This window comes from Marinomonas gallaica (genome assembly GCF_001639745.1).
GTDB classification, from domain to species: domain Bacteria; phylum Pseudomonadota; class Gammaproteobacteria; order Pseudomonadales; family Marinomonadaceae; genus Marinomonas; species Marinomonas gallaica.
In genome coordinates this window covers 18,249-44,291 of the sequence record NZ_LTAX01000022.1, presented here as the reverse complement: position 1 = coordinate 44,291, position 26,043 = coordinate 18,249, and the positions used below count along the sequence as shown (strand labels likewise).

28 protein-coding genes, 1 other RNA gene and 1 pseudogene are annotated in these 26,043 nt (G+C 43.8%); 8 read left to right on the top strand and 22 right to left on the bottom strand.

Annotated elements, in window-relative coordinates; genetic code table 11:
* Window positions 1-107: 107 nt before the first annotated feature.
* From AYW76_RS19695 to AYW76_RS15885, 7 genes and pseudogenes are all read right to left on the bottom strand, one after another.
* Window positions 108-467: a CZB domain-containing protein gene (locus tag AYW76_RS19695; RefSeq protein ID WP_231872635.1), complete on the bottom strand. Its 360-nt coding sequence runs from the start codon at window positions 465-467 to the stop codon at window positions 108-110.
* A 42-nt stretch (window positions 468-509) separates the two neighbouring features.
* A pseudogene (locus AYW76_RS19690) lies at window positions 510-839 on the bottom strand (methyl-accepting chemotaxis protein); the annotation flags it as partial.
* A gap of 545 nt (window positions 840-1,384) precedes the next feature.
* Window positions 1,385-1,996 (bottom strand): Yip1 family protein, encoded by a 612-nt coding sequence (locus AYW76_RS15905; RefSeq protein WP_082866270.1) that lies wholly within the window; start codon window positions 1,994-1,996, stop codon window positions 1,385-1,387.
* Between the two features lie 195 nt (window positions 1,997-2,191).
* Window positions 2,192-2,839 carry a hypothetical protein gene (locus AYW76_RS15900; protein ID WP_067222916.1) on the bottom strand — a complete coding sequence of 216 codons (648 nt, stop codon included), beginning with the start codon at window positions 2,837-2,839 and terminating at the stop codon, window positions 2,192-2,194.
* Window positions 2,840-2,948: 109 nt separating this feature from the next.
* A complete protein-coding gene (locus AYW76_RS15895; RefSeq protein WP_067222911.1) occupies window positions 2,949-5,003 on the bottom strand; it encodes an FUSC family protein in 2,055 nt (684 codons plus the stop codon).
* A gap of 10 nt (window positions 5,004-5,013) precedes the next feature.
* Entirely contained in the window at window positions 5,014-5,874 is an 861-nt protein-coding gene (locus AYW76_RS15890) for an efflux RND transporter periplasmic adaptor subunit (protein ID WP_067222907.1), read from the bottom strand.
* Window positions 5,871-6,083, bottom strand: a complete 213-nt coding sequence (locus tag AYW76_RS15885) for a DUF1656 domain-containing protein (protein WP_067033477.1) — start codon at window positions 6,081-6,083, stop codon at window positions 5,871-5,873. Before AYW76_RS15885 ends, AYW76_RS15890 begins: the two co-directional genes overlap by 4 nt.
* Window positions 6,084-6,653: 570 nt before the next feature.
* On the opposite strand from AYW76_RS15885, the gene AYW76_RS15875 reads away from it, so the two are divergent.
* A complete protein-coding gene (locus AYW76_RS15875; RefSeq protein WP_067222900.1) occupies window positions 6,654-7,637 on the top strand; it encodes a DUF1173 family protein in 984 nt (327 codons plus the stop codon).
* 101 nt (window positions 7,638-7,738) lie between these two features.
* Here the strand turns inward: AYW76_RS15875 and AYW76_RS15870 are convergent, their stop codons facing one another.
* The 10 genes from AYW76_RS15870 to AYW76_RS15835 all read right to left on the bottom strand — a co-directional run bounded on the left by AYW76_RS15870 (window position 7,739) and on the right by AYW76_RS15835 (window position 15,121).
* Entirely contained in the window at window positions 7,739-8,980 is a 1,242-nt protein-coding gene (locus AYW76_RS15870; RefSeq protein ID WP_067222896.1) for a hypothetical protein, read from the bottom strand.
* Window positions 8,958-10,025, bottom strand: coding sequence for a zonular occludens toxin domain-containing protein (locus AYW76_RS15865; protein WP_067222893.1), 1,068 nt, complete (start codon window positions 10,023-10,025; stop codon window positions 8,958-8,960). The genes AYW76_RS15870 and AYW76_RS15865 overlap by 23 nt, the downstream gene beginning before the upstream one ends.
* Complete coding sequence (locus tag AYW76_RS15860; protein ID WP_067222889.1) at window positions 10,025-10,396, bottom strand: DUF5455 family protein; 372 nt, start codon at window positions 10,394-10,396, stop codon at window positions 10,025-10,027. Before AYW76_RS15860 ends, AYW76_RS15865 begins: the two co-directional genes overlap by 1 nt.
* Window positions 10,397-10,401: 5 nt before the next feature.
* Window positions 10,402-11,910: a YhgE/Pip domain-containing protein gene (locus AYW76_RS15855; RefSeq protein ID WP_067222886.1), complete on the bottom strand. Its 1,509-nt coding sequence runs from the start codon at window positions 11,908-11,910 to the stop codon at window positions 10,402-10,404.
* 55 nt (window positions 11,911-11,965) lie between these two features.
* Window positions 11,966-12,181 carry a major coat protein gene (locus AYW76_RS15850; protein ID WP_067222882.1) on the bottom strand — a complete coding sequence of 72 codons (216 nt, stop codon included), beginning with the start codon at window positions 12,179-12,181 and terminating at the stop codon, window positions 11,966-11,968.
* 103 nt (window positions 12,182-12,284) lie between these two features.
* Window positions 12,285-12,383, bottom strand: coding sequence for a tail virion protein G7P-2 (locus tag AYW76_RS19685; RefSeq protein WP_407943026.1), 99 nt, complete (start codon window positions 12,381-12,383; stop codon window positions 12,285-12,287).
* A 2-nt stretch (window positions 12,384-12,385) separates the two neighbouring features.
* Entirely contained in the window at window positions 12,386-12,670 is a 285-nt protein-coding gene (locus tag AYW76_RS15845) for a single-stranded DNA-binding protein (RefSeq protein WP_067222879.1), read from the bottom strand.
* A gap of 67 nt (window positions 12,671-12,737) precedes the next feature.
* Window positions 12,738-14,597 (bottom strand): replication endonuclease, encoded by a 1,860-nt coding sequence (locus AYW76_RS15840; protein ID WP_067222876.1) that lies wholly within the window; start codon window positions 14,595-14,597, stop codon window positions 12,738-12,740.
* A 100-nt stretch (window positions 14,598-14,697) separates the two neighbouring features.
* Window positions 14,698-14,886, bottom strand: coding sequence for a hypothetical protein (locus AYW76_RS18990; RefSeq protein ID WP_082866268.1), 189 nt, complete (start codon window positions 14,884-14,886; stop codon window positions 14,698-14,700).
* On the bottom strand, window positions 14,861-15,121 hold the full coding sequence (locus AYW76_RS15835; protein ID WP_067222872.1) for a hypothetical protein: 261 nt from the start codon (window positions 15,119-15,121) through the stop codon (window positions 14,861-14,863). Before AYW76_RS15835 ends, AYW76_RS18990 begins: the two co-directional genes overlap by 26 nt.
* A 281-nt stretch (window positions 15,122-15,402) precedes the next feature.
* Between AYW76_RS15835 and AYW76_RS15830 the strand changes: the two genes are divergently transcribed.
* Window positions 15,403-16,404, top strand: a complete 1,002-nt coding sequence (locus AYW76_RS15830; RefSeq protein WP_067222869.1) for a phage integrase — start codon at window positions 15,403-15,405, stop codon at window positions 16,402-16,404.
* On the opposite strand, the gene AYW76_RS15825 is transcribed toward AYW76_RS15830, so the two are convergent.
* From AYW76_RS15825 to smpB, 3 genes are all read right to left on the bottom strand, one after another.
* A complete protein-coding gene (locus AYW76_RS15825; protein WP_067222866.1) occupies window positions 16,401-17,369 on the bottom strand; it encodes a hypothetical protein in 969 nt (322 codons plus the stop codon). The genes AYW76_RS15830 and AYW76_RS15825 overlap by 4 nt on opposite strands.
* A 142-nt stretch (window positions 17,370-17,511) precedes the next feature.
* Window positions 17,512-17,874: a transfer-messenger RNA gene (ssrA, locus tag AYW76_RS15820) on the bottom strand.
* A 71-nt stretch (window positions 17,875-17,945) separates the two neighbouring features.
* Window positions 17,946-18,425: an SsrA-binding protein SmpB gene (smpB, locus tag AYW76_RS15815; protein ID WP_067033480.1), complete on the bottom strand. Its 480-nt coding sequence runs from the start codon at window positions 18,423-18,425 to the stop codon at window positions 17,946-17,948.
* Window positions 18,426-18,583: 158 nt separating this feature from the next.
* Here smpB and AYW76_RS15810 point away from each other — a divergent pair, with 158 nt between their 5' ends.
* Genes AYW76_RS15810 through AYW76_RS15800 form a run of 3 tightly spaced genes read left to right on the top strand, consistent with a single transcriptional unit; the run spans window position 18,584 to window position 20,655 of the window.
* Window positions 18,584-19,942 (top strand): sodium-dependent transporter, encoded by a 1,359-nt coding sequence (locus tag AYW76_RS15810; protein WP_067222862.1) that lies wholly within the window; start codon window positions 18,584-18,586, stop codon window positions 19,940-19,942.
* Between the two features lies 1 nt (window position 19,943).
* Window positions 19,944-20,372 (top strand): type II toxin-antitoxin system RatA family toxin, encoded by a 429-nt coding sequence (locus AYW76_RS15805; protein WP_082866267.1) that lies wholly within the window; start codon window positions 19,944-19,946, stop codon window positions 20,370-20,372.
* Window positions 20,365-20,655, top strand: coding sequence for an RnfH family protein (locus AYW76_RS15800; protein WP_067033485.1), 291 nt, complete (start codon window positions 20,365-20,367; stop codon window positions 20,653-20,655). The genes AYW76_RS15805 and AYW76_RS15800 overlap by 8 nt, the downstream gene beginning before the upstream one ends.
* A gap of 4 nt (window positions 20,656-20,659) precedes the next feature.
* Here AYW76_RS15800 and AYW76_RS15795 read toward each other — a convergent pair whose 3' ends face one another.
* Window positions 20,660-20,977, bottom strand: coding sequence for an outer membrane protein assembly factor BamE (locus AYW76_RS15795; protein WP_067222858.1), 318 nt, complete (start codon window positions 20,975-20,977; stop codon window positions 20,660-20,662).
* A gap of 70 nt (window positions 20,978-21,047) precedes the next feature.
* Here AYW76_RS15795 and fur point away from each other — a divergent pair, with 70 nt between their 5' ends.
* Window positions 21,048-21,458, top strand: coding sequence for a ferric iron uptake transcriptional regulator (gene fur, locus AYW76_RS15790; RefSeq protein ID WP_067033491.1), 411 nt, complete (start codon window positions 21,048-21,050; stop codon window positions 21,456-21,458).
* 18 nt (window positions 21,459-21,476) lie between these two features.
* On the opposite strand, the gene recN is transcribed toward fur, so the two are convergent.
* Entirely contained in the window at window positions 21,477-23,147 is a 1,671-nt protein-coding gene (gene recN, locus AYW76_RS15785) for a DNA repair protein RecN (RefSeq protein WP_067222855.1), read from the bottom strand.
* A gap of 206 nt (window positions 23,148-23,353) precedes the next feature.
* Between recN and grpE the strand changes: the two genes are divergently transcribed.
* Together grpE and dnaK are read left to right on the top strand one after the other, a co-directional pair.
* Window positions 23,354-23,914, top strand: coding sequence for a nucleotide exchange factor GrpE (gene grpE / locus AYW76_RS15780; RefSeq protein ID WP_067222853.1), 561 nt, complete (start codon window positions 23,354-23,356; stop codon window positions 23,912-23,914).
* 103 nt (window positions 23,915-24,017) lie between these two features.
* On the top strand, window positions 24,018-25,934 hold the full coding sequence (gene dnaK / locus AYW76_RS15775) for a molecular chaperone DnaK (RefSeq protein WP_067222850.1): 1,917 nt from the start codon (window positions 24,018-24,020) through the stop codon (window positions 25,932-25,934).
* Window positions 25,935-26,043 lie beyond the last annotated feature (109 nt).

Here is a 26,043-nt window from a genome sequence, read left to right as displayed (position 1 = left end):
AAAATTGACGAAAAAAAGTAACAAAAATAACGTCTTGCACCCTCATCAAAAAAAAGCGCCGAATTCAATTCAGCGCTTCTTAATAGACTCAAATCAATCGATTAAGTTCATTGACTCTTAATTTCTTCCATCAACGACTCGATGCTCACCACCACATGTAAGCTAGCGGTTTCCATCTTATCTAGATGATGCAACATATCGGCAGACTTGCCTTGCTCAGCAGCGGCAACGGCCGCACGACCAGAGTCATGAACAGTCTTATGTGGCGCTTCAATCGCACGGAAATTATGCGAATGCTGAAAATGCTTCTGTCCGTAACCCTGATAGTACCATTTACCAAGGCGACATTCCGTATGTGCGTTAACCGCTTCACGGAAGTCTTTTTTATCGATCTTGTTATACACCTGATTTTTCCAAACGGAATGGTCAAGTTTAACCGTATCAAGGAAGGCTTGTGTTGCCGCCATTTTGATTACGTTCTGCATTTTCTGAGACGTTGTAATCACGGTTCCAACAATGCTGTCGATTTGTCCTGCCGAGGTCGCAACATCTTCGGCGCTGGATTGGTTTTTGTCCACCATGCCTTTAATTTTTTGTGTTTGATCTAGAACTTTTCGTACTAAGTCTTCTACTTGCTCACTGGCTGCATGGGTTTTACTGGCAAGATTACGGACTTCGTCTGCAACCACGGCGAACCCACGCCCCGCTTCACCTGCACGAGCCGCTTCAATCGCTGCATTCAAAGCCAATAAGTTAGTTTGATCTGAGATTTCTTGGATGCTGGAAACCAATTGACTGATGCCACTGGCGGTTTTATCCAGCACAACAGCGGCGTCCATACTGGAGCTGGCTTCTTGATTGATGATTTCAGCACGGTCGTTTAAACGAGACAGTGCGGTACGCGTATCAGCAAAAAGCGTGTCGACTTCTTTTAGTTGCATACGTTCATGGATTAATGTCTCGGCACTCTCGGCTAAGCCTTGTCGAATAGAATTGAGCATGTCGCCACCACGCAGCTGGTAGCTTAATAGCTCTGAGCAGTAATCGTCGGCCGTATTGATAGCGGCGTCTTGCTTTGCTTGGAGTAGTTCAGTCTCAAGTGCTGAAATACGTTGCTGGCTTTGCGAACGTTCTTGTTCTATTTGTTGCTCTAGATCGGCAATACGGTTTTTATGTGAAGAGAAAAACATCGTCTAAGCGGCCTCCGCAATGGCTTTTTTATAAATAGCACAACGGTATAGTGTGCTTAATGCGGTCAGGATAAAAGATATTTATCTGTAGAGTGTATGAAATTTGTAAGCGACATTAAAAAGCCTGCTTCGGATCAATAACCAAGGGCTATTTGAAGCAGGCTAATGTGACGAGACTGTTCATTGATGAGTATTTATCCGAAGAATGCCCATAGTGGACTGTGTTCAGAGCCCATGCTCCACAACAGCACCACGACGGCTAACAAGAACTCAAGAATCAGAACACCAATACCAAGTGTCCCCGTGGATAGAATAAAACCTTCCTTATGACTGATGCCTAAGAATCGTGGCGTTCCTTTATAAAGTAGGTAGCCTGAATAAACGACCCCCAAACACACGGCTAACACACAAAGCCAAGCAATAGGATAAATCGCAAATAAACCACTCAAAAACATGGGTGTTGCAATATAACCTGCAAAGACAATGCTTTCAGCACGGCTAGGGCGATGAGAGTACTGGCGCGACAGTGCATGAATCGCCGACCCTACACCTGCAACCGCTAATAAGATCAAACCGTAAAATAACACCCCCAGACCTAGAGCCGTCATCAAACTAAGCTTCACGCCTTCTTCACCGTTCAACGTCCAACCCACTTGCGTCGTACCGATGAAACTACTAACGACAGGAATCGCCGCCATGATCAGCACATGATGTGCATACATATGACTGACAGATTCGTGTTCTCTATTGATTTCTCGCCATTCTCGATCAGGATGGTGTAACAACCCCCAAACATGATTAATCATGCTGTCCTCCTCGCTATCGACTATATGAGTTAGAGTTTACTTAAACGTTTAATTACGTACACAAGTAACGTCTACAACGTTCAGTATAGATGCATACGAGCAAGTAGTCGGACTGGATGATAATGATTTCTTATAAGCAGGTGATTTAATAGACGGTTACGCTATATTAAAACGCACGAGCGTAGGGGCAACGGCTTAGTTGAAGCTGTCCGTGCATTGATACGTTTCTGGCATTTCGATACGAAATGGCTGGTCAAGTGGTGCCTTGTGATCCAGTCTCTGAAGACTGTTTGACACCAAAAACTCATACAACTTCCATCGAGAACAGTCTTTATTTTCCACAGTACTGGTGCTGTGCAGTACGACCTGATTGTCTTGATTTACCAGCTCTAAACGAAAAGTTGCTTCTAACAATGAGTACGGAATTGTTTCGTAACCCACCACGTAAGGCATGACGTGATAATCGGTGTCACAGTAATGATCACCGTCTTTATTTTTATAGCAATGCGTGCTGCGCCCCGTTCGTACATCTTTATAAATAGGCGCTTTTTCTTCACGCTTAACCGTTTGACTACTTAGAGTAAAGCGTGCAATCAGATCAGGGTTATTTAACTGCGGACCAACGTAATGAAAGCCATTGGCTTGAAAGGCCTGCACCACTTGAGGCAGATAGCGTTTCTGGGTTAACGCATCGCCTGATGGCATGGCCTCCACACGGATACGAGACTCAGAAGTGATCACAGCCGTTGGGTCCACATTACTGACTTGGCGACCTGACATCACCACATTTGAGGAACAGCCGGTGACGGTTAACAGTATAACTATACTCAAAAGCGATTTCATGGCTCCTCCTTAACGTTGGTTTCGTTTTATTATTCTAATCGAAAATCCAAGTAATGCGGGTTATTAGAGATATGACACATTCGTCAAACGTTCTGATAAAAAGGCTCGATTATTGTGTCGCCTGAGAAGCAATCATCTGTGCTGAGCGTTCAAGGGACATCGAAATGCGCTCAAAGCTACCGCGAATAAGCTCTAACTGTTCCTCAGAAAGCGCAGACTGTGGCAATTGCGTTAGAAAGTGCTGTGCCGCTTGATCAAAGATCTCTGTTTTTTGGCCGTGATAACTGCTTACAAAGCCTTTCGCCAAAGCCTGCTGTAGAGTATGAAGTTCGGTGTTCAGTTGTTCGCCACAACGACTTCTGACTAAGCTGTGTAAATGCAATGAAACATGACCTAAATTTAACCCTGTTAGCGCAAGATCGATCAAATTACGGGTGTCCATCATACCTTTTTCATAGGTAGCAACGCGCAGTAAGCGGTCCCCCATACGGGCGTTGAACCACATATCGGCTTTTGAACGGTTGGGTAAATCGACCAAGTCTTGATAGGTATTCTTGATCAAACGATGCATCATGATGTTAAGGCTAGGCCCCGTAATTAACTTAAACAGCCAATACAAAAAACTGACGCCCACAAAAATCGCTAAGGCATTACTCACCGTCGAATCGATCTGAAATGCACGTGTCATATCCGGCCCTGGCATAACGAAGATAGTAAAGGGAATGGAAATGCCCAGACCTAAGGGCAGAGTGGCGCGATTGGCAATGCAGAGCAAACCAATGAAATAGGGGCCAGCCAACACCAGAATCAACAGCTCGTAATCACCACTGCTTTGCGCCAATAAGGGTAAGGCATAAAACACCGCTAACACGACAGCGATGACCACACCGACAAGGATGCGCCGCAATGCTAACGTCAACAGAGTCAGCGGAAACCGCGCCATCATAATCGAAAATACCACTGGTAGAATCATCATCATAAGCACCGCTGAGGCGCCGGTAGAAAGCCACAACACCGCCCCCACCGAAAACATCACAGCACTGCGTAACCCCGTGGCCAATCCAACCAAGGGGTCATGGTGTGATTTAATGCGTGGTGCATTCAAGCGTGGTTGACGGTGGCTGGTGAGCGCATCGAAGCTTTTAATAATGACAATCAGCTCAGCACTCAGCTCTTGAGCAATTTTAAATAAACGTAGGCCAAGGGCCGATTCATTGACTGCGTCGTTAGCATACTGACTTTGGCGACGACGCAAAGCTTGCGCAAGACGATGCGTCTCAGTAAACGTGGTGGCGCTGGCCATCTGCCCAAAGGTGTCGTGCATGTCGTCCATCATGGCACGCATAGACGGTGAAATAAGCTCAGAATGGTTGCGCTGCAAGCGACCAAAGATTTGAATTAATGCCAGCAAAGACAGGGTTTTATTGGTTAACAAATTCGAAGCGCGACTGCGCCCGGGGCCATGTGGCCCTTCAAAGCGGACTGCGGACGAGTCATCGTTCAGCGCTGCCAGAGACTCTAAAATACCATCGATCGACTTATGGCGACTGTCATGGGAACCGTTCGAATCCAGCTCGACCGCCAAGTAATCAAGCGTCATATTAATCGTAGTACGCGCATTGGTGCGCAAAACCGTACTGACTTTATTGGGCCAAATAAGCGTACTGACCAACGCGGCACACACCACGCCGACGATAATCTCACTGACCCTCGCTTGAGCAATATCAAAAATCATCGCACTGCTGGCTTGGGTGGGCTGAACCATGACCAACAGCACCACAAGGCTGGCGGTCATACCGGCCATGGCAAACGCATAAACAAGGTTGACGCGACGCACCAGCGCCGATAGCCCCGAATTGAGCCCCAACCAAAGTGCCAGAATGCTCATCGCCAGTGTTGGCTGACTGGAAAAGTTGTTCAGCAAAAAGATGCCAAAGGCACCGCCGACCACCGTACCTACAATCTGATACAGGCCTTTTTCAATCACTAGCCCACTTTCAGGGCGCATTTGTAAAAAGATCGCCCCGATCAATGCCCAATACGGGCGGTCTAAATTAAAGAACATCGCCACATACAAGGCTAAGGCCATTGCTAGCACACCTTTAATGGCAAACTTGATCGCATCACTTGTGGGGAACAGAATACTGTTGAGCAGTGCTTGCATAATGTGTCCGCTACTCAGTCGCTAGATGAATCGTCGCCGACATACCCGCACTCAACTGCACGCCATCAAACGGATCCAGTTCAATGTCCACCGGAATACGTTGCGCTAAGCGAACCCAGTTAAACGTCTGCTGTACTTGAGGCAAAAGCTGTCCGTTACTCGTCGTGTTGCTGTCGGCAATGGCTCGACCAATACTAGTGACTTTTCCTGTCAACGGTTGTCCACCGCTCATCAGGTGAACGCTGGCTTGTTGACCAACATGGATCATCGGCAGTTTGGTTTCTTCAAAGTAACCTGTCACATAGAGCGAGCCTTTTTTTACCAGCGACAATACGGGTTTTCCTTGGCTAACATAGTTACCTTCACGCAAGTTCAAGTTCACAATGTAACCATCTTGTGGCGCTGTGACTTGCGAGCGTTCTACATCCAACTTAGCCGCGTTGAGCTTTGCTTGGCTGAGTTTTAATGTCGCCTCGGCTTGCTTTACCGTAATTCGAGCGCTTTCAATCGTCTCGTCAGACACCAACTGGTCTTTTTGGCTTAGCTGGCGGCGACGCTCATACTGATGTTGCGCTAACTCTAGCGCGTATTGATTGCCGGCAACTTGTGCTTCCAACTGCTCCACCATGGTTCGAGCGCGGGCGTCGTCGATATTAAGAATGACATCGCCTTGCTTCACTTCTTGATTATCCGTCACATTGAGCGAGGTAACCCAGCCCGACACATCGGGTGCAATGGTAATCACCTCTGCGCGAACACGGCCGTCACGAGTCCAAGGGGAATACAAATAGTGCTGCCAAATCCAATAGCCCGCTAAAATCGCCAGCAGCACAACAGCGACGGTCAGGGCAACGCGTAAGGAATGCTTCATAACAGTGATTGGTTCCCAAGTAAGTAGACAACGAGCGCGAGATAGCAGACGTATAAGCCCACCTCAAACCATGCCACGCGCCAAATTTTCACATAAAGGCCCGTTTTGTAGAGCACAAACCGAGTGAGCCAAGATAGGATAAATGCCAACGGCGCAAACAAGACCAACGGGCTAAACAGCAAACCGCCCAGTGCTAATTCTTGAAACATATCGCTAAATATCCCATATCGTCGAAGTGATGATCTCAAGCTTGCTACGCCAGCGTATCGTGAAAAGACCTTTGCTGAGTAGCTTGATGTCTACCAGTTTAGCAGACTATAAAACAGAAAATGGCGTACATACTGAGGCATTACAGCGCAAACTCAGGGTAGAAGGGGAGATAAAAGCCTCGATCTCAACGCCTAGAAACCGCTGCATTATAAAAAGTAATGAACTAGATAATAAGCTATTAGGCGAGGCGATAGACGCAACGATGTGATATACGGCAGGCTGTTGATAAAGGTGTGGTATTCGGAAGGCACAAAAAAGGCCGCTTATTGCTAAGCGGCCTTTTTAGAATGTGGTGGAGATGGGGGGAGTCGAATCTCTTACTTACCCCTATTAATGACTAATAATGAGCTATAAACACCAATTTGCAAGGGGGGCTTTTACAATGATTAATCATTACGCTTCAGTTTGCGTCAGTTATGTAGTCACGATGTAGTCACTTTCTGAATTTGAACTTTTTGACACTGTATAGATCTGCATATGTTTAGGTAAGTTTGATAAGGATGTAAAACATGGTATGCACAGACATTGTCTTTCCCTTAAGCAAAGGGGGAAATGGAAACACAATAAAGCGATATGAGTTGGAAAGCAGTAAGTCTTGGGTGATTGCTACATTGAGGAGGCATCATAAGCAAGAGAACGACCGTCCTTACTGCCTATGCTCACCAAATAAGCCAAAGATGCAAGTACATGAACACCGCAACGGAAAGCTATATTTAAAGCGGCTGCCAAATACAGGATCAATGCATCATAAAGACTGTCCGAGCTTTGGGGATACTGTGTCTAGCAAAAAAAGAAATTACAAGGATGCAGTTTATACTGAGGGCGGCTTCTACAATATTTGCAGCTCTAGCTCTATTGGTGTACCTCATGGGGCTAGAGCCCCTAAGGGGGAGCAAGGTGGAAGCCAAAGAACAGGAACAGCTCGACATCGATTAACTCTAACAGATACTTTCCACGCTATATGGAGCGAGGCTGGCTTAGATACTCGAATAGAAGATGAGAGACCCCATTACGAACTTCTGAAAAACGAATTAGATAATACGGCTAAAAACATCAAAATTAACGGGACACTATTAAGTGATGTACTTTTTATTCCTAATCAGCTGACTGATAAGCAGCAACAAGAGCTTCTAGCATCCAAGCTCAAAGACAATGACTCAAAAAAGAAGTTGGTTGTTATGGGGTTGCTTAATAAGCTCAACCACCAGCCCAAAAAAGAAGGTGGTTTTTCTAAATTCCTGTTGTTTCTTTACAATGGCTATAAAGCCACCCCTAAGGCCACAGCCCCTCTTATTCTAGACGAAGGCTTGTATAAGTATTGTCAGAAAAAAATGAATTTTAAAGGGGATGTTTGGGAGTTCAATCGAGCAAATGATCTGGTTTGGGTGATTGCAACCGTTGAGGTCAAAACACGAGTTAATAGTGGCGGTGTTTATGGGAAAGTATCTAATCTCGCGTTTATTCCTGTTTCCAGTGAGCATGTTCCGATCTAAAAAATCAGTAGTATACGACTTCTTGAATAAAGTTTTAACGAACAGAAGCACGCCTATAACGCTGCTGCGCAGACTATAGGCGTGCTTCTGTTCGTTAAGCATTAAAGCAAAGTCGTTCGTATCATCATGGTTAGTTCTTTCTGGGACTTCTCAGAGCGCTCTGATCGGAATAAAGCGCCTAGTAAGGGCACATCCTTAAGAACTGGAACACCTGATTGAACTTTCCTTTCCTCATCAGTAACAAGGCCACCAAGTAACAAAGTCTGCCCGTCAACGACCCTTGCCACTGTCGATATAGATCTTTTGTTAGTAATAAGATCACTTGCTTGAGTTGAGCTTGCCACACTTGATGATTCTTGGCTTATCTGAAGAACAATTTCACCTGATGCTAGTACGTGTGGAACAACGGACAGGCTAACGCCTACGTCTCTACGTTCGATTTTTTGAATCGCATTGCCGCCGTCAGTTACTTCGTTCGAAATTATAAAGGGGACGTTCTGCCCTACAGATATATGACCACGCTCACGATCCATCACTAGGATTTGTGGGGTAGAGAGTATCTTTGTATTGCTGTTTGATATCAAAGCTGTGATCAGGCCTCGAATATTACCACCACGCGATAACACTGCATGCCCACCAAGCCCAAGCATTTGAATATCACTGGCTGAACTCATTGAGTTTTGAATGAATGAAAAACCGTTATTTGATAAGGCACTAGACAAATTTACACCGATCTCTTCAGAATCTAGTAAGTCACTTTCCATTATCACTGCCTCGATCAAAACTTGTGGTATATCGCTATCAACAACAGCTATAAACTCATCAACCATGCTAATTTGATTTTTATTACCAGTCACCAAAATAGCATTACTTGAAGGAAGTACTGTAACTGAGTGCTTAGAAACCATCGTTGCAGTAGCTTGCTCTGAATCGGGCGTAGTTATATTAGAAGTTAAAATACTTGTAATAGCACCTGAAGCCTTAGAACTTCTAAGATTGTTCAGTTTATATACTTTGGTTATCAATGGTTCATCAATGAATGTTGAACTGGAATCTAAAATAACCTGATAGATTCCATTTGATGTTCTTAAGGCGTAGCCATTAGATGTAAGGACTTTTTCAAACAGGTGCATTACATCATTAGAATCAAGGCTTTTTACATGTAAGGATATTGGCCCTTCAACTCCTCGACCCAAAATAATGTTATTACCTGTTTCTTGAGATACCCACTGAACAAAATCTGCAATTGGAGTATTACGCATCTCAAATGGATCTAAGGGTTTTGCAGTTAAATTGAAAGATAAAGAAAATGCGAATATGCTAGTTACAATAAATCGAAACATGTTGATCCTCCTTAATTATTAATGCCTCACATGCGCCTCTTGACTTAATCTCATAGCCTTTATTTCTAAGTGAAGTGGAAGATGTTCTTATTCCCTCTGAATCTATAAAGCCATAAGACGCTAATTGATTTGGCAAATTTGAATAATCTGTAATAACCCAGTCATTGAACACGTGGTTAAGAGGGATTTGAGAATGTAAGGTTTGCTTATCCTCGACTACAACCTGATGAGGTTCTGTATTTAAAATCATGATAATAAAGGTAGCTATTGAGCCGAATGCTAAGGCCGTTAGTCTTGAGTATTTTTTTAGATATATTTTTGTGATTCGCATAACATTTTTAAAACTCATAGGGACGCTATAGCGTCCATGTGTGTAATAGGGGGGTAAGACGCTGTAGAGACCTTTGTCATAGTAATCACTGAACTGTTGCTTAGTGTCGTAACATGAGTAAAGCGAGGTTCCAATGGTTGTCCATGTATCTACTTTTATTGATGTGGGGGAGTCTCCATAGCGAACAACAGCTATGTGAACTTTTGGAAACGGTAGCTTTGAACCCGTAAATATTTTGTAGATAGCACCTATGAAAGGGATATTTATTCTGTCTGTACGTCTGCAATAAACAACATGTTCCGCAAGCGAAAGCCGAGCTTGCTTGTCTACTAGACTTAGATCTTGAATTATAAAGATAACATCCCAGCCTAGCTTTCTTGCATGTAACAGCCAGTTTATTACTGCTTGCCTACCTTTATCAGCCCAAGTTCGACTATTGAACCATGTGCCGCATTCATCAAGGACTAATAAGCCATTTAAGTCTTCATCATAGCTTTTATTCCCAACACCTAGAGCTTCTAGATCGCGTGCTTCTGGTTTGTCTGGAACACGGTATAAACGAGTGTTTTTTTTATTTCGCCCTAACATTTCTTTTAGATCAATGTTTAGATTCGTAGCTACTGGTAAGCCTTTTTCAAGCTTTTCTTTGATTCGAGCAACAGATGCAATTGATTTACCAGAACCAAGTTTTCCTGTGACAAAATATATTGGCATTATCTGACTCCTGCATAATATTCAATATATCTGACTTGCCAGCTCCAAACCCAACGTACTACTTTGGCGGAAACTATTGCGGAAAAACAAACGGGTAATGAATCAGGAACAATAAGGCTCATTGCCTGTATGTACATAGGCGGTAAAACGAAATTTAAGCTAAGAATTAAGCTCTTAATGGCTGTGACCATTGCAATAGTTACTGATGAAACAGCGGTAATAATCCCTAATTGCATAGCTGTGTTTTTAGTAAACCACTTAGCAAAGAAACCTACCACTTGAGCAAATATTCCAGCTAAAAATGCTGCTAAGGCTGGAAGCCTCAGGGCATTACTCGCAGCGGTGATGATTGGCAATAAAAATACGGGCATTTGAGTTAGGCCTTCAATCTAGGGGGGATTCCAGTTGTTAAGATTTCGATCAATGTGATGACGGTATAAAACGTAAGAAGAAAGCTAAAAATCTTTTTAAACTGATCTGAGAACTCACAAGAGATAGTGAAACTAAATACTTGACCTGGTGTTCCCAAAGTCAAAGGAATACAGCTTTGCGGGCTAGGGATCACAGACAACAAAGTATCAAAGACTCCATCTAATGCAGAGTCATTTAGGGGGGATAAACCATCTACAATGCTTGAGATTTCAGCCTTGACTGTGTCAACGGCTGAACCTGATTCTTCATCAATGTATTCTTCTGTTGAATCAAGGAGGGAGGTAATAAAACCACTGTTTAGGCCATGGTCTCCCTCACACTGAGTAGGTGAAGAATCAGGATCGCAAGGCTTAAGCTCATCAAGCTTCCCGCTTATTTCATCCAGTTTTGAAGAGTAGTCAGTTGATGTTTCTGAATCTGCTGGTGCAGCATTAATACCTTGAATAGCATCAACAATATCTTCAGAACCCTGAGAAATTGCATTAGATAGATTGACGCCAGTCTGAGAAACATTGTCAGATAATTGCTCAGTGTTGTATCTCTCAATAGAAATACCTTGGCTGATTTTATCAGTGACGGCATCTATACGATTACCTAGGTCATAGGCACTTTGATCTATACTGTCAGAAATTTTTGTTCCGTTTTCATTTATATTGGCATTACCGTTGACTATAGCCGTATAGATATCACTTAAAGAGTCTAAAACCTGTGAGAAAACGCCTGAAAATTCATCGGCACTTGGCAAGTCAGGATAAATTGGGGTTTCATCATCTGATGGGGTGGTAGGATCATTTGTGTCATTACCATCCCCGTTACCACCTTGATCAGGGTGGTCAGGCGAATTTGGGTCGATATCAGAGCATGAGAATTGAAAGTTATCTGGGCTAATGTACTCGAAGCTAAAATAAGTTGATGATGAACTACAGCCCGCTTGAGATTCTGAATATTCATAACATGAGTCGTAATCGACACAAACAGCAGTTTCACTAGAGCATAGCTGTGAAGCTTGAACATATTGACCGTTATCGCAGAGCTTAGGTGAAGGACGATCACAGTAATCTGTGTAGCCGTATACATCAGGTGGGAAACCATCAGAACATAGCTCTTGATCTTGAGGTTGATCAAAATCAGGTAAGCATGTCGCAAGAGTTATGCCTGAAGAGCATGATCTCTTAATTACTACGCTTGAATCATATGAGGACCCACTAGATTTATAAAGTGTAACTTTATAGCCAGATCCATAAGTGATAATGCCAAATGTAGAGCAATAAGCTCCTGCATTATCACAAAGAAGTTGAGCTACTTCCCCAACACTGCTACCCACTTTAGTAGTGCTGGTTCCAACTCCCCAGTAGTAACCAGCCTCATAAGCATAAGCTGGATCATTAATGTTTTCATCTGCATGAAGTGAAAATGACAGCAAACTAAAAAGTATGGCGATAAAAAAATGCATAATTTCTAATCCATGAAAAAGGGGACTAAAAAGCCCCCCTCAGTGGTAAGTGATTCTAAGTAGCTGATCTTGCGAATTTCTTGATTAATTTAATACTAAGAAATGCGACAAGAATTGTCGTAGCGATAGGCCAAGTCGCAGCAATCAAGTCATCGACCATAACTGAGAGTGAATCATAAGCAGCTTGAGCGGGAGCTGGTAGCTCAGCATGTGCTGAAGAAATTGTTGCAATTGTTAAGCCTGCAACAGCGGCAATTTTAGATTTCATCATATTGATGCTTCCATAAGTTTTCTGAAATATAACAATGTTGAACCAAACACCCATCCAAGGGTGTAGGCAGTGGTTAAGGAGGCCATTAAAAACTGAGTATCAGTCATGGCTGACCTCCCTTAATTGCGCCTAACCCGAATGAAATTACGAGAGCGGCACAAAACCCTAACAGCCAAAGGCCGTCATATTGATCGGCAGACATCGCTAAGAGCCTGTCTTGCCGAGCGTGATGTTTTTAGCAACAGGGACTAGAGGTAAATCAAATGGATTTAACTCAAGGTTTTTGTATCGACCAACACGGAAGGCCGATAGTGCAAGCTCATACTCACCTACTGGTTTGGCATCAGTAGGGGCCTGCAAAGGAATCTCGATCTCTTGCGGAAAAGCACCACCCATGTGTGCATAGGCTTGCTGGAAGTAGCGCAGTCCATTTTTAGTGCTGCGAGACTGAGGCAGGTTATGACCTTCGATGATTGAAATTTTTAACATTTGTTTCTCCTAAACATTGGTTGTGATTGGGTGCGTAGAGTTATTGATACGAGTCCAAGGCAACAGACTACGTCTGTTGCAAAGCGCTCTTTGCCGCGCGGGCATGACCCCACCCCTCAGAAAACAAGTTTTCATCGAAGTGCGGTCCTATATGTTGGTCATCATGTTTTGGGCGTGTGTTTTGGAAATGAATTTCATCGAGAAGATCAACAACACCATCCATGATTTTTTGACTGGCTTCAGTTAAGCGAGGCGTAACTGTGACATCCCAGAAATGAATTCGAGATAAAATTGTGATGCCAGCATGGATAACACCTATAACAGTATCTTTAGCTTCATCACCATATTTAGAAGTGCTTACTGTCTCGATTTCACCGGTATCACGGTTTAGTCTTTGACGAGCTCCGTAAGCTAGTTTTATTTCCATGTCTTTACGTGAGATAAATGGGCCACCCATAAGATTGACAAATTCAGCCCAGTCACCGTTTCTAGCGGCCTGACGGATAGCCTCTAATTGTGGGTCTTGTTGTTCGTCTAAGCGTCTAAATTCTCTGTAAGCTTGCACACTATGTACCCCTATTATTTGGAATTGACGGATACCACAGTCTCTTGCCCACGCCTCGATACTAAGTGCACTTTTTATAGCGTCAGTCCCATACCAGTCTTCGCCATGCCCTGCATTTTGTGCGTTGTTTAAACCAATACCTGTGGTGGATTTTGAAATGTATTTAACGAGGTAACCTATAGCTGCTTCGGACTGAAGCACCTTGAAATCTATGCGATTTTTTTGCGCACCTTTCTCGTTTGGATAATCTTTTAATGCATATTCGGTAAATATTTCTTTTACTGCGTCTATATTTTGTGGGTCGATAAGCAAAGCTAAATGCCAGTGAGGTGTACCATCGTGATGAGGCTCTACCACTCTGAATCCAAATTTATGAATGCTTTTCCGAGCAAGTTTTGCCGTAATTAGTTCATAAAGGTGAGCAAGGTGTTGATTGACTTGTTTTGGCGTTGATCCATCCCAATTTGGGTTGGGTACAGCACTTATCGCCTGCTTCTTTTTGCCACTGTGTTTATAACGAAGTTGCATTCGATGCATACAACTAGGCGCGGTCAAAGTTACAAATAGACATTGATAACCTATTTGGCTAGCTATGGATGCATAGCCTTTTGCGACTGTAACGAACTCAACAAAACGAATGTAAGGATTAGATGGGTTCCTAGATGCAATATCAGCTAAAGAAAAGCTTTGACCGAGTTCATTCTCTAGTTTGGTGCGAGATAGAGTCTCTAAAGTATTAGCCATCCTACTTTGATGACGCTTAATGCTTACGCGAGAAGAATACGGAGAGAAAAACTTATGTGTTTGGCGTAGCTCGCGTGATAAAGCTTGAATTTCTGATCGACAAAGAGAGCCAATTTTACGCTTCCATATAGCTGGATCTTTAAAGCGATTGAGGAGAGGTTGTATCTCATCGATCTTAGATACTAGGCTTGAAAAATCTAGACTATATTCAGATGCCAGTTCCAGACAAAGAGAGAGGGCCTTATATGGGCCATTAAAATTGATGTGATTGGTGCTGATCCGCGCTAATTTATTCGATAAATCAAAAATATCATCATCTGAAGACGTGATGTTGAAACCGTTAGACTCAAGACGCTTTTCAAGCTCCAGCAAACGGCGGTTAGCGTGAACGTAGGAAGAGGTTTTAGCAACGTAATCATATTCGGCCCTGAAAGCACCTGCTAGATCTCGGGCTTTGACGAAAATCGAATCTCGGAATGACTCACATTGAGGCGTACCAAGATTGTTTAAGTCTGAGTTTTCCTTGATCTTGTTATCGAATGATTCAAATAACGGTGCTTGCGCACAAAGAGCGGCAACGTTTGAACGTTGCAATACACTCCCAGTATGATCTAACATTACCGAGTTCCTATTTAGCGATGGTGAACAAATCGGATAGCGGTATTGCCGTACTACTATCCAAGAGAAGCCATACTCAGTTGCCGCTGGTATGGCTTTTTTATTGCTTCTGGTTCAATGCCTCTTTTTCGATTAACGCAACGTTAACCATTCTTCGTCTACCTACTTTCATCGTTGGAAGCTTGCCTCTGCTGATTAAGGCTCTGATCGCATCAATCGTTAAGCCTGATACATCCGAGAACTTCTCAATCGTAACAATTGGGCTATGTAGCTGATTGTTTGGTGTCATGTTCTGATTCCGCTAGTGCGATTGTAAGTTGATCAAAGGCATTCTCTAGGTTTTGAACAGCCTTCATAACATTTTCATCACCGTGCATGAATTCACCCATTTGTCCCCATAGTAGAGACACAACAAAAATGGACTCTGCATAGTCGATACGTCCACGACGTACTGCTTTTTTCAAAAAGCCTAAAGCAAGTCGATACTCAGATCGGTCTTCAGGGGCTATCAAAATTTCATTCATAACTAACTCCAATTCAGCTTGTTTTTTTTATTGTTAAACAATTGACAACGACTCGTCAATAAGCTGACGATATAAAAAACACGTTATCAACATATAGTGTTATTTTGCCCCGCAATAGTTGCGGATTCGACGAAGATGGTGTTTTTTGGTGTTTTTTGGTGTTTTTTGATGTTTTTGGATTTTGAGCATCAAGAACGATGGTGTTTTTTAGTGTTTTCTAATTTTGAGCATAAAAAAACGATGGTGTTTTTTGGTGTTTTTTTTGAATTTTGGGTTATGTGATGACGATAAAGAAGCAAAATAACTCTTGGTTAGTTGATGTATACCCGCACGGACGAAAGGGAAAAAGGGTACGAAAGAGCTTTCCCTCTAAGGGCGAAGCTCTGCGATTTGAGCGACATATTTTGGGAAATGCGTCAGGTGAGCAACCTTGGAATGAGTCTCCGCCAGATAATAGACAGCTGTCTGAGCTGATCAATATTTGGTTTTTAATGGCTGGTCAGTACCTGAAAGATGGTGAAAGGCGGAAGGTAAAAATGCTGGCGATTGCGGGTAGGCTTGGCAACCCGATTGCGAGAATGATGACAGAAAGAGAGTTTGCTTTGATGAGGGCAAATCGAACAGCAGACGGGATTTCAGCTAAGACGCTTAACAATGAATTAGCGTATATCAAAGCGATGTTTAATGTGCTCAAAAAGCAAAAGGAAATAGCTTTTGAAAACCCGCTTAATGATCTTGATCCGTTGAAGATTGGAGAGCGTGAGCTTTCATACCTAACACATGAGCAAATAGACATTTTGCTTGATGCTTTCAAAAACAGTGAAAATGAACACGTTGAGCTGATTACATTAATTTGTCTCAGTACCGGAGCGAGGTGGGGGGAGGCCGAAGGACTTACTCGTAGCCGAGTTCATAACGGTAAAGTGACTTTCACAGATACGAAAAGCGGTAAGAATAGGTCTATACCTATTTCAGGTTGGCTTTTTGAACGGCTAATGAAGCATTCAAATAAGACTAAATCCCCTGAACTGTTTACCTTTTCTCTTAGTGCATTTCGTAGGGCACTAGTAAGAAGTGGAATCGAGCTTCCGAAAGGGCAGGCTGCCCATGTTCTAAGACATACATTCGCGAGTCACTTTGTAATGAATGGCGGCAATATACTCACGTTACAGCGGATTCTTGGACACAGTGATATCCGTATGACAATGCGTTACTCACATCTAGCTCCAGATCATTTAAAGGATGCGGTTGAGCTAAATCCAATTAACCAAATTAGGTGTTAGTCTTCATCAAGAGTATAAAATGTCAATGTGTAAGGAATAGGAGTGTCAGCTATTTTAGATAAATATTCCTGAGATTCCTTGTATAAACGAATTGTCCATATATCTAACAATTTGTTTGGGTAATGAAATCCTATAGCTTCCAGAAGATCTTGATTAACCTCTTCTTCAAATCCAATATAGTCAGCTGGGTTGTGAATAAGTAAGCTTTCAATAGAGAAATCGCTAAAAGATAAACTTTCTAATAAATCTGAGAAACTATCTGTTTTTGACAAATAGATGGGCATTTCTTTATTTCTTTCGTTTTTTATTCTTTTAATAATGTTTGAATTTAAATCATTTAATAATGATTGATATATGTTTTTTTTCACATCGATTCTAAATTTTTCCTGAACTTTTTCTAAAACAGATGGGTTTATATAGTAATTGGAAATTGATTGATCTGGGTTTAGATCTTCTTTAATAACAATTTTGCTATGAACTAGGTTCTGAAGAGCATTGAGACTTGGGTTGTAGGTAATGTATGGGATTTGTTTTGTGTCTGTTGCTCTTACTACACCTTCTGAAATCACTATCTTATAAAGAGTGCTTTTGTCATCTCTCTCTAAGGTTTTGATCGCTCGAATTAAAGAGTCTTGATTTCGATTATGTATTTCTCTGTTGTTTTTTTCTTGCTCTTCTTTTTTCAATATTTTTTCTTGCTCTTCTTTATTTTTTGCTTTAATCCCGTAGATGATTAGCACTAGAGAAGCGCTAACTATCATTGAAAAGGGGAGCCAAGCGACAGTACCTTTGGCTTCTTTAAGATCTGTGTTCTGTCTTACTTGGTTTAGAGTTGTATCAGAGAAAAAATAGACGATAGATATATCAATTAGAGCACTTAACAATAAAAATAAACCGTACCCGTGCATTGGTACATTTTTAAGATGCTCTACTGCACCAAAAAGTGCTTTTTCTACACCATTCATAATGTGATGTCCTTTTAATGCGCATTTGATAAAAAAAGCCGTTACTAAATGAATAGTAACGGCTTTTTTGTTCGGTGTAGACACTTTGTGGTCATATCTACCGTGTTTGACTTAAAAACTTCTTTTAAATCAAGCGCTTGATTGGTGGAGATGGGGGGAGTCGAACCCCCGTCCGCCAGTCCTCTGCCATTGGATCTACATGTTTAGTCACTTCTATTATTTGACTGTTTACCGCCCGAAGGACAGGGTGTAACCAGCGAGCCTGTTTAGTCTTATATCCTTATCCCCAGGCAGGGCATCGGATAGCATCTCGTAATTTATGATACTGCGGAATCCTGGGCTACAAGCAACCTAGGGGCAGCACACTAGCAGGGTATTAAGCTGCTAGTGAGTAGTTTTCGTCGTTTGCGACTATATAATTGATACATGTGGATTTACGAGATCACGTATCACTCTCGACATGCACCTCAGGTTTTGTAACCGGCGTCGAAACCATGTCATCCCCGAAGTTGCGGCCATTCTATCTAATACTGTGACGTTTAGCTAGTGGACCGCTCTGTTTCCACAATGTGGAAATTAAACGCTGTGTTTCATTAGACGTTCTTTATCACGCGCCCAATCACGTTCTCTTGCGGTATCGCGCTTGTCGTGGTCTTTTTTACCGGTTACCAGTGCGATCTCACATTTGATTTTGTTGCCTTTCCAATACAACGCCATGGCCGCACAGGTTTTACCTTTTTGCTCGGTAATCTGAATGATGCGGTCAAGCTCGCGTTGGTTCAGCAGCAGTTTACGCTGGCGCAAGGGTTCACACACAACGTGTGTCGATGCGCTCAACAGTGGAGTGATGCGTGCGCCGATGAGGTAAGCCTCGTTTTGGTGGATGATGACGTAGCTGTCCACCAGTTGTGCTTTCCCTTCACGAAGACTTTTGACTTCCCAGCCTGATAGCACTAAACCGGCTTCAAACTTCTGGTCAACAAAGTACTCGTGGCGTGCGCGCTTGTTTAAGGCGATTGTGCCAGTACTGTTTGATTTTTTCTTTGCTTTACTCATAGGAAAAATTATACGGTCGATAGGGCGAAAAGCCTATGCTTTTCTTGAGGTATGCGCCCTAATATAAGAAAATTTAGAACTTTAAGTAAATTCGGCGCAGGCAGTTGATTGGTCTGCCGCATGTTTAAAATTCGCTTAACTCATTGAGAGCTTAATGTATGCCCGAGAGTCGCTGTTTACAAGGGATTTGGTCTAGCCCTTGGATATTTATTTTTGCCGCCGCAGGTTCTGCAATTGGGCTAGGTAATATTTGGAAGTTTCCCTACATGTTGGGCGCCAACGGCGGTGGTGCCTTTCTATTAATCTACTGCTTGTGTTTGGTTGTGGTGGGGTTGCCGATGTTAATGGCCGAAGTGGCATTGGGGCGCACAGTGCGATCTAACCCAGTCGATACGGTGAATGACTTAGCCGAACGCCACGTCGTGCCTAAGTATTGGGTGGCCGTGCCTTATTTGGCGGGTGTCACGGGGTTGCTGATTTTGACGTTTTACAGTGTCATCGCAGGGTGGGCGTTTGCTTATTCGCGACGTGCTGTCACTGGTGCGTTAGAAAACTTAGACAAAGTTCAATCAGAGGCCTTGTTTCAAGACTTCTTGCAAGCGCCCGTTGAGATGATCTTCTGGCATACGCTGTTTATGGCGATGGTGGTATTGGTTGTTGGGCAGGCGGTGACACGCGGGTTGTCCAGTGTCGTGAAGCTGTTGTTACCTGCGTTGATCTTTTTATTATTGTTGTTGGCCGGATATGCACTAGTAGTGGGCGCAAGCAGTGAAGCAATTGGCTTCTTATTGCGTTTTGATTGGGATCAGGTGACTTTTGAGGTGGCATTGTCTGCGATTGGCCACGCGCTGTTTAGTCTGGGCGTTGGCTTAGGGGCGATGTTTTCTTATGGCGCATACATGAGTAAGCGAATGTCGATCGCTAAGGCGTGTACCATTGTGGTGGGGCTCGACTTGTTGGTATCGATCTTGTCGGCGTTGATTATTTTCCCGCTTACCTTTGCCTTTGGTATCGATGTCGATTCTGGTCCGAGTTTGCCATTTGTTACGCTGCCTATTATTTTTGATCTGTTGCCCGCAGGGCAGGTGATTGGCTTGGTGTTTTTTGCATTGTTGGCGCTTGCGGCGCTGACGTCGGCGATTGCGTTGATGGAGTTGTTTGTCTCATGGCTGCATGAACGCTTTTATGTGGGGCGTTTAAAGGCGTCGTTTATTATTGGTTTGGTGATTTGGTTTTGTGGCATTGCGATAGTGCTGTCGTTTAGCCACTGGGATGCCAAAATTGCATTCGGCTTGAATTTATTCGAATTGGTGGACAATGTAACCTCTTTAATTATGTTGCCCGTTGCAGCCATTGCCTTATCTGTTTTAGTGGCTTGGGTCGTGCCTGAGCCAATGTTGAAAAACGAAATGATTGCGAAGAACCCCAGCCATTTTCGTTGGTGGTACACTACGCTGAAATACGTCAGTATTCCTGCGGCTGTTTTGATTACGGTTGCCGGATGGATAGGAGTTTAGTTTGAGTCATATTCAGAAATTTGCTCATGTTAATTACAGTCAAAAACAAATGTATGACTTAGTAAACGATTTCGAGCAATATCCAGTATTTCTTCCAGGCTGTATTGGAGCCCGCACGATTACCCGTACGGATCGTGAAATTGTCGCGACATTGGAGGTTGGTAAAGGGCCAGTACGACAGTCTTTTACGACGCGTAATGTGTTGACTGAAGCGAGCCGTGTTGAGATGAGCTTGGTCGAAGGGCCTTTTAAACGTCTGCATGGTGTGTGGACATTTGAGCCTTTGTCAGAAACAACGTGTAAGATTGCATTAAGTATCGATTTTGAGTTGAGTGGTATGCTCAAATTCGCCTTTGGTGGTGTTTTTGGTCAGGTCGCCAATGCGATGGTTGAAGCCTTTAGTGAACGAGCGAAAGTAGTGTATGGCTAAGATTCGAGTTGAGGTAGCCTATGCGCTGCCTGAAAAGCAAAAAATAGTGGCGCTTGATGTGGAAGAAGGCTGTACTGTGATGGATGCAGTACGGATGTCGAACATTGATGCGTTTTTCCCTGAGCTGGATTTGACCGCTCCAAAACTGGGGATCTTTGGTAAATCGGTGCGTAAGCCAGAAGAACAAGCGCTTCGAGCCGGTGAGCGTGTAGAAATTTACCGCGAATTAAAGGTTGACCCGAAACAAGCTCGGGCCAACCGTGCAGCGAAAACCGACAAATAGAAAATTATTTTTCCTGAATGTCTTGTAGGGCGCCGTTTTGGAATGTCAGTACAAGATGTTTTACTTCGCTCAGCTTACTTTTGTTGTCTGTGTAAAGGCTGCTGAACAAGTAGTGCCACTGGTTTGAATTGAACGTGCTCTGTACCATTGGTGTGCCGAGTACGTACATGACCTGAGATTGTGTCATGCCAAGCTGGAGTTGCTGCACTTGTTCTGTTTTTATGACGTTACCTTGTTCAACCGGTGGTTTGTACGGTGAAGGCAGTAAGCTACAGGCGCTAAGTGTAAAAAGTGTCGAAAGTAGGAGAATCGTTTTCTTCATTGGTCTTATCCTATATTGGTTAGGTCAATGATAAAGTAATTATTAACGAGATCGAAATAGAGAATGACTCATGAGCAGTGAAAATCAAGAACTTAAAAAAGCGGGACTGAAAGTAACACTTCCACGTGTGAAAATCCTACAAATCCTTGAAAATGCCGGCGACCATCATATGAGTGCGGATGATGTTTACCGCACACTATTGGATCAAGGCGAAGATGTGGGGTTAGCAACGGTATACCGTGTTTTAACACAATTTGAAACGGCTGGCTTAGTTGCGCGCCATCACTTTGAGGCTGGCACAGCGGTATTTGAATTAGCGAAAGGCGATCACCACGATCACATGATCTGTTTAGAAACCGGCAAAGTGGTTGAGTTTGTAGACGAAGTGATCGAGCAACGTCAACACGAAATAGCAGAGGCTCACGGTTACGACATCGAAGATCACAACTTGATCATTTATGTTCGTCCAAAGAAGAGCTAAGCAACTTCAGTCCTAAGATTACTGAAGTTGAACGTTGCCGAGCATCTCTTGGGCATGAGCCAGAGTTTGCTCGGTAAGTTCTATTCCGCCTAGTAATCGTGCGATCTCCTGCGTACGGTTTGTTTCCGCTAGAGACTCTACCTTCGATACGGTAGCCTCATTAAAGACTTCTTTGCTAACGCGGAAGTGCTGATGGCCTTGTGCGGCCACTTGTGCCAAATGTGTGACACAGAAGACTTGCCCTCGATTACCCACAGAGCGCAACATACGGCCCACGACTTCGGCGGTACCGCCACTGATGCCGACATCGACTTCATCAAAGACCAAAGTCGGAATCACTGAGGTATGCGCAGTGACTACTTGAATCCCCAAGCTAATACGAGACAACTCACCACCTGAGGCAACTTTGCGCAATGGTTGAGCTGGCTGGCCTGGGTTTGATGCAATCATGTATTCGATTTCTTCATAGCCATGCGCGCTGATTTGATCCAATGGATCGCAATGAATGTAAAAGCGAGCGTAAGGCATACCCAAACCGTGAATTTGTTCTTCCACCCGTTGGGCCAGTTCTTCTTTGGCTTGGGTGCGTTTTTCTGTCAACAGTGTGGCGCTACTGGTAAGTTGCTGATACGCCTTTTCTTCTTTAAGTTTCAGTGCTTCAAGGCTCTCTTCGCCACCCGACAACGCTTCTAGTTCTTGGTCCACCGTTTCACGCAGTGGTATCAAACCTTCTGGCAGTACTTTGTGTTTGCGGGCGGTGTCGTAAATATCACTTAGGCGTTGCTCGACGTCTTGGAGTCGGCCAGGGTCTTGCTCCAGTGTGTCTTGGTAATGACTTAGGCTAGTGGCGGCTTCTTCGGCTTGAATCAGTGCCTGCCTCATCATTTCCAGTGCATTATCAAGCTCTTTTGTCGCAGGATGAATGGCGCTCGCTTGTTGAATGGCTTTGTGTAATGAAGAGCAGACGTTGCCTTCATCGCTGTCACGCAAAATACCCGCTGACGCGTAGGCTTTAAATTGAGCATCCGCAATGTTGGATAAGAAGGCTTGCTCATTTTCAAGCTCTTCCAATTCGCCTACTTTTAAATCTAGTTGAGCGAGTTCGTCTGCTTGATAAGACAAAAGTTGAATGCGGGCGTCGAGCTCTGCCGAACGATTTTGCTTGGCATGCAGTTCGTCTTTGAGTTTACGCCAGCTATTGTATTCCTCACGAACTTGGCGTGTTAAATCAGTCAGTTGGCCGTATTCATCCAGCTGCTGACGCTGGGCACTGCGCTTCATTAGGGATTGGTGTTCGTGTTGTCCATGAATATCGACCAAAAAGCTACCGGCTTCTTTTAGATCAGCCAAAGTACAAGGCCGATTATTGATATAGGCTTTGGAGCGACCTTCTTTGCTAATAACGCGGCGTAAAATACACAAGTGATCGTTTTCTAGGTCGCGTTCTTCTAGCCAGCTCTGCACTGCAGGGTAGGCGCTAATATCAAACGTTGCGCTAATGTCGGCCTTTTTTTCACCGTGGCGAACCACGCCTGCATCCGTGCGCCCACCTAGGCACAACGATAAGGCGTCGACCATGATGGATTTACCGGCACCGGTTTCCCCTGAAATGGCTGTCATGCCGGATTTCAGTTCAAGTTCTAGGGATTCCACAATCGCAAAGTTTGAAATAGCAATACTGGTTAGCATGGCCCGCTCCTGATAAAGCAAATAAAGGTATGGTTATTTATACAGTACTTTATGTGTATCTTTATACAGTATTTGTTTGTTTTTTGACAAGTGTAGTCAAAAGAAAAAAAATGCGCACATTTAATAGGGATAAGGTGTTGAAAGCCTCAAAGGCATCCCCATATATCGATCACAGACAGGTTACTTTCTGTTATTTGGAGATAAAAATGAGTGATCAAACGAATAAAGCACAGCAAGAAGAAGAGCTGCTGAATGAAGCAGATGCGGCCATTGCTGAAGAAGTGTTAGAGGGTATGGTGGATGACACTGCCTCTGATGAACTAGCTAAAGCGCAAGAAGAAGCGGCTAATTACCGTGAAGCAGCGCTACGTGCTCAAGCCGATGCGCAAAATGCTCGCCGTCGTGCAGAACAAGACGTAGAGAAAGCTCATAAGTTTGCGCTTGAGAAGTTTGCTAAATCGATTATTACGGTAGCGGATAACTTAGAACGTGCTTTGTCTTCGACAGATGAAGGTTCTGAGAAAGATCCAATGCGCGAAGGTGTTGAGCTAACGTACAAAGACCTAATGGAAACGTTGGCACGCTTTGAAGTAAAAGCAGTGACACCTGAAGGCGAACCATTCAACCCTGAATTGCATCAGGCGATGACAATGGTGCCAAATCCGAATATGGAACCTAATACTGTAATGGATGTGGTTCAGAAGGGTTACACCCTGAACGGACGCCTTTTGCGCCCTGCAATGGTAGTAGTTTCGAGCGCCGCTTAAAAATACTGTCATTTTTTTGACAGTCAGAGCTTGAAATACAAATTGCAGCACCCAAATACAGAATTATCTAAACGAACAACGAATTTTTACTGGAGATAAAACCATGGGCAAAATCATTGGTATTGACTTAGGTACAACAAACTCTTGTGTTGCTGTCCTAGACGGCGAAAAAGCTCGCGTTATTGAAAACGCTGAAGGCGATCGCACAACCCCATCTATCGTGGCATTCACAGAAGACGGTGAAACACTGGTAGGTCAATCAGCAAAACGTCAAGCGGTAACAAACCCAACGAATACTTTGTTCGCTGTTAAGCGTTTGATTGGACGTCGCTTTGACGACAAAGTCGTTCAAAAAGACATCTCTATGGTGCCTTACAAAATCATCAGCGCTGACAATGGCGATGCTTGGGTAGAAGTGAAGGGCGACAAAAAAGCGCCACCACAAATTTCAGCTGAAGTTCTTAAGAAAATGAAGAAAACAGCAGAAGACTTCCTAGGCGAGAAAGTAACAGAAGCGGTTATCACAGTTCCTGCTTACTTTAACGACTCTCAGCGTCAAGCAACCAAAGATGCGGGTAAAATTGCAGGTCTTGATGTTAAACGTATTATCAACGAGCCAACAGCGGCTGCGCTTGCATACGGTCTAGACAAAGCAAAAGGCGATTCAACGATTGCTGTATACGACCTTGGTGGTGGTACATTCGATATTTCTATCATCGAAATCGCTGATGTAGATGGCGAGAAGCAATTCGAAGTATTGTCTACGAACGGTGATACGTTCCTAGGTGGTGAAGACTTCGATATGCGCGTTATCGAATTCTTGGCTGCTGAGTTCAAGAAAGAAACGGGCATCGATCTACACAACGATCCTTTAGCACTACAACGTCTAAAAGAAGCGGGTGAGAAAGCGAAAGTTGAGCTGTCTACTTCTAGCCAAACAGAAGTAAACCTACCGTACATTACGGCTGATGCGTCTGGTCCTAAGCACCTTAACGTTAAATTGACTCGCTCTAAGCTTGAGTCTTTGGTTGAAGAGCTAGTGGCTAACTCTATTGAGCCTTGTCGCCAAGCGCTTAAAGATGCAGACCTTACTGCGGCGGACATCGACGAAGTTATCTTGGTAGGTGGTCAAACACGTATGCCATTGGTACAAGCGAAAGTAACAGAGTTCTTCGGTAAAGCGCCTCGTAAAGATGTGAACCCAGACGAAGCGGTTGCTATCGGTGCATCGATCCAAGGTGCGGTACTAGCGGGTGACGTGAAAGACGTTCTTCTTCTAGACGTAACACCTCTGTCTCTTGGTATCGAGACAATGGGTGGTGTGATGACACCATTGATCGAGAAAAACACGACGATCCCAACTAAGAAGTCGCAAGTATTCTCAACGGCGGAAGACAACCAAAACGCTGTAACGATTCACGCCCTACAGGGTGAGCGTAAACAAGCGTCTCAGAACAAGTCTCTAGGTCGTTTTGACTTGGCTGACATTCCACCTGCGCCACGTGGTGTGCCTCAGATCGAAGTGAGCTTCGATATCGATGCCAATGGTATCTTGAGCATCTCTGCAAAAGATAAAGCGACAGGTAAAGAGCAGTCGATTGTCATCAAAGCCTCTTCTGGTCTAAGCGATGAAGAAGTTGAACAAATGGTACAAGACGCAGAAGCGAACGCGGAAGAAGACCGTAAGTTCGAAGAGCTAGTACAGGCTCGTAACACTGCAGACGGTATGATTCATGCAACACGTAAAACATTGACTGACGCAGGCGACAAAGCGACAGCAGAAGAGAAAGAAGCGATTGAAAAAGCGATCACGGATCTTGAAGCTGCGCTAGAGTCTAACGACAAAGATCAGATCGAAGAGAAAACGAATGCGTTGACTCAAGCGTCTGGCTCTCTGGCTCAAAAACTATATGAGCAGGCTGATGCTGCTGAAGCTGAAGGTGCTGAACAAGCGTCTGGCGCGAAACAAGATGACGCAGTGGATGCTGAGTTTGAAGAAGTAAAAGACGACAAAAAATAAGCCCTGTGCTTAGTTAAGTCGTCGTCCCGATGGGACTTATGCAAAACACGGGACGCTACCGTGTTTTGCTGTATCTAGGGATTAAACTCACACTACATATTCAGGAACA

Excerpts from the sequence above, each read along its gene's own strand:
- AYW76_RS19695 (WP_231872635.1), bottom strand. The coding sequence starts at position 467 with ATGGCGGCAACACAAGCCTTCCTTGATACGGTTAAACTTGACCATTCC.
- AYW76_RS15905 (WP_082866270.1), bottom strand. The coding sequence starts at position 1,996 with ATGATTAATCATGTTTGGGGGTTGTTACACCATCCTGATCGAGAATGG.
- AYW76_RS15900 (WP_067222916.1), bottom strand. The coding sequence starts at position 2,839 with ATGAAATCGCTTTTGAGTATAGTTATACTGTTAACCGTCACCGGCTGT.
- AYW76_RS15895 (WP_067222911.1), bottom strand. The coding sequence starts at position 5,003 with ATGCAAGCACTGCTCAACAGTATTCTGTTCCCCACAAGTGATGCGATC.
- AYW76_RS15890 (WP_067222907.1), bottom strand. The coding sequence starts at position 5,874 with ATGAAGCATTCCTTACGCGTTGCCCTGACCGTCGCTGTTGTGCTGCTG.
- AYW76_RS15885 (WP_067033477.1), bottom strand. The coding sequence starts at position 6,083 with ATGTTTCAAGAATTAGCACTGGGCGGTTTGCTGTTTAGCCCGTTGGTC.
- AYW76_RS15875 (WP_067222900.1), top strand. The coding sequence starts at position 6,654 with ATGGTATGCACAGACATTGTCTTTCCCTTAAGCAAAGGGGGAAATGGA.
- AYW76_RS15870 (WP_067222896.1), bottom strand. The coding sequence starts at position 8,980 with ATGTTTCGATTTATTGTAACTAGCATATTCGCATTTTCTTTATCTTTC.
- AYW76_RS15865 (WP_067222893.1), bottom strand. The coding sequence starts at position 10,025 with ATGCCAATATATTTTGTCACAGGAAAACTTGGTTCTGGTAAATCAATT.
- AYW76_RS15860 (WP_067222889.1), bottom strand. The coding sequence starts at position 10,396 with ATGCCCGTATTTTTATTGCCAATCATCACCGCTGCGAGTAATGCCCTG.
- AYW76_RS15855 (WP_067222886.1), bottom strand. The coding sequence starts at position 11,910 with ATGCATTTTTTTATCGCCATACTTTTTAGTTTGCTGTCATTTTCACTT.
- AYW76_RS15850 (WP_067222882.1), bottom strand. The coding sequence starts at position 12,181 with ATGATGAAATCTAAAATTGCCGCTGTTGCAGGCTTAACAATTGCAACA.
- AYW76_RS19685 (WP_407943026.1), bottom strand. The coding sequence starts at position 12,383 with ATGTCTGCCGATCAATATGACGGCCTTTGGCTGTTAGGGTTTTGTGCC.
- AYW76_RS15845 (WP_067222879.1), bottom strand. The coding sequence starts at position 12,670 with ATGTTAAAAATTTCAATCATCGAAGGTCATAACCTGCCTCAGTCTCGC.
- AYW76_RS15840 (WP_067222876.1), bottom strand. The coding sequence starts at position 14,597 with ATGTTAGATCATACTGGGAGTGTATTGCAACGTTCAAACGTTGCCGCT.
- AYW76_RS18990 (WP_082866268.1), bottom strand. The coding sequence starts at position 14,886 with ATGACACCAAACAATCAGCTACATAGCCCAATTGTTACGATTGAGAAG.
- AYW76_RS15835 (WP_067222872.1), bottom strand. The coding sequence starts at position 15,121 with ATGAATGAAATTTTGATAGCCCCTGAAGACCGATCTGAGTATCGACTT.
- AYW76_RS15830 (WP_067222869.1), top strand. The coding sequence starts at position 15,403 with ATGACGATAAAGAAGCAAAATAACTCTTGGTTAGTTGATGTATACCCG.
- AYW76_RS15825 (WP_067222866.1), bottom strand. The coding sequence starts at position 17,369 with ATGAATGGTGTAGAAAAAGCACTTTTTGGTGCAGTAGAGCATCTTAAA.
- smpB (WP_067033480.1), bottom strand. The coding sequence starts at position 18,425 with ATGAGTAAAGCAAAGAAAAAATCAAACAGTACTGGCACAATCGCCTTA.
- AYW76_RS15810 (WP_067222862.1), top strand. The coding sequence starts at position 18,584 with ATGCCCGAGAGTCGCTGTTTACAAGGGATTTGGTCTAGCCCTTGGATA.
- AYW76_RS15800 (WP_067033485.1), top strand. The coding sequence starts at position 20,365 with ATGGCTAAGATTCGAGTTGAGGTAGCCTATGCGCTGCCTGAAAAGCAA.
- AYW76_RS15795 (WP_067222858.1), bottom strand. The coding sequence starts at position 20,977 with ATGAAGAAAACGATTCTCCTACTTTCGACACTTTTTACACTTAGCGCC.
- fur (WP_067033491.1), top strand. The coding sequence starts at position 21,048 with ATGAGCAGTGAAAATCAAGAACTTAAAAAAGCGGGACTGAAAGTAACA.
- recN (WP_067222855.1), bottom strand. The coding sequence starts at position 23,147 with ATGCTAACCAGTATTGCTATTTCAAACTTTGCGATTGTGGAATCCCTA.
- grpE (WP_067222853.1), top strand. The coding sequence starts at position 23,354 with ATGAGTGATCAAACGAATAAAGCACAGCAAGAAGAAGAGCTGCTGAAT.
- dnaK (WP_067222850.1), top strand. The coding sequence starts at position 24,018 with ATGGGCAAAATCATTGGTATTGACTTAGGTACAACAAACTCTTGTGTT.